General features: G+C 39.7%; 1 pseudogene. It reads right to left on the reverse strand.

From position 1 onward, the window contains the following. Positions 1-1,718 (reverse strand): annotated as a pseudogene (locus tag AC22ZQ_RS14245) (hypothetical protein); the annotation flags it as partial. Between the last annotated feature and the right edge of the window lie 486 nt (positions 1,719-2,204).

Raw genomic sequence — 2,204 nt, forward strand, 5'->3', positions numbered from 1 at the left:
AAAAGTGTATCATTTGGTAAAACTGGAGGTTCTATAACATAGATAGAAACGACAGTATCGTGTGTACACCCAAAATCATCTGTAGCTTCATACGTATAGCCTGTGTAACCATATTGTGTTGGTAGTACCCAAATAGATGTATCGGGATTCATACTTAATATTGTGGAAGATGGCTGCCAACCTTCACTTACTACACTATTGGTGAAAGTTGGGGCATTAGGGTCTAAGGTTTTGTCAAAAGAAATTCTCCAACTTGTAACATATCCATCGTTAGCTCCCGTTTGAATGTTATCTCTAACGATGAGTTTCCAAGTTCCATCGATCGGACACCCTGCCAATGCTCCAAAACTTTCCTCAGGTTGGTAGGTGTCTTCATCCATCGTCAGTATAGTTGAGTTACTTGGAGCCGTAACAAGGTTACCCGTTTCATTCGGGAAAGTTCCCAAAGCTGCATTCATGTCAAAACAATATCTCCAAGTCGTCCCCTGAACACCGGCAACGGTAGAGGGATCTCCCAAAGCAATTCCGTTAGATAAATATCCTCCGGGTACAAGTCCACCCGAGGCATTACTTGCATTAACCAATGTTAGTTGAGTTCCGTTCGGACATTCTACAACAATTTCAAGGTTGGATAAGTCCGTATGCTCTATATCTAAACAAATCTCATCTATACTCGTGGCATCCACGATAGTGGCACCGTTAAAAGAAGATACTACATTGTCGGCAACATAGTTATTTCCATCGCCATCAGGAATGAGTTGATTTTGTACTTTTTCAAAAAAGGTATTCGTTTCAAAAATACCGTCGGGGTATGTAACAGGCCCGGTACTTATTAAAGCAGAGTCACCTAAACAGATACTATCGTCAATAATGGCTGTAGGAGCAAAAACAGGCACAGTTCCAACGCGTATACTTCCATAATTTTTAATGGATTGTGGGTAGCTGTCTTTGATTTCAAGGTTGATGTAAAATCCACCAACGCCTGGGGGTACAAACCAAACACTGTCATTGTCTTCCAATACCGTTCCATCACTGAGCGTCCAAATGTACTCTACGTTTTCTGGAGTTTGACTGTAACCAAAACCATTGTTTTCTAAGGAATACGGGAAGTTAGGGTTTGCTATAAAAAGAATAGAGTCGTAAACACAAATGTCCATGAAAGTGCCGGTGGTAGAATCAAAAACATCAGGCATTAACCCATTGACGTAAGCTTCCACTGTAGCGTCAAAGGGTTGTGCTGGTGTGGTACAGGCTATATTTCCTTCCCATCCAGTTCCTTCATTTGCGGCATCTGAGCTAAAAAGTAGCGTTAAACATCCACTTGGATTGGCTCCGAAGCTAGCGGTTATACTAAAACCTGTTCCAATATTCGTGTTGTTGTAAGCACCTATTAATGGTGCATTGGCATCTGGCCCATCAAAAATATAAAGGGTATCACTTGGGTCAATATCAAATGGAAATCCATAGGCAGACCCCATTCTTAGCGACACTTTGGTTCCATTAATAAGATCCGGACAAATCGTAACCGTGTCCTGTTCATTGGCAGAATAACCGGCACCCTGGTTTCCAGAATCAATAAAATTAGAACTGGCTTGATTTCCAAAAAGCAAACAGTTCAAGGTTTGGTCATCATCAGCTACCTGTAAAAATTGTCCCCAGGATGTTAGGGAGAAGGTCAACAAGCAGCAAGCTGAGATCAACAGTGTTAGTAATTTCATATACAGTAAGTTTCATTAAGGGGATAGTTGTAAAGATATGATGTAGATTCCCTTATAAAATATACGTATAAAGTCCGCTTTTAGTTTGTTGCACCAAAAGCTTTATATGACCGAAAAAATAATCAATGTTTAGTAATAATTTGTTTTCAATTTCTTATTTGTCGTATTCATTGCGTAAACGGTATTAAAAACGTAAAATAAGACTTTTAATTCTTATGGGAAAAGAATTCTTGTTTTGCTCCATTTCTCTAGGTTGAACGAAGCGAAGCTCTAAAGCTTTTAGCGTGATATTATCAAGTCAACCGCGCTTATTAGAATTCCTTTCCTCGCAGGCATTTTTTATTGTACTATATATAAGGTATAAAATGAATGTAGAATTTAGAGTTAACAATGAGCAATTAGGGTGGGGGTAAGAAGTTAGGTTTGGCTGTTCACCGGGCTATCCGTTTTACTCCGTTGTTGTTTGGCTAGTGGTCTGCGGTCAAG

The sequence above is a fragment of the Lishizhenia sp. genome, assembly GCF_057456495.1.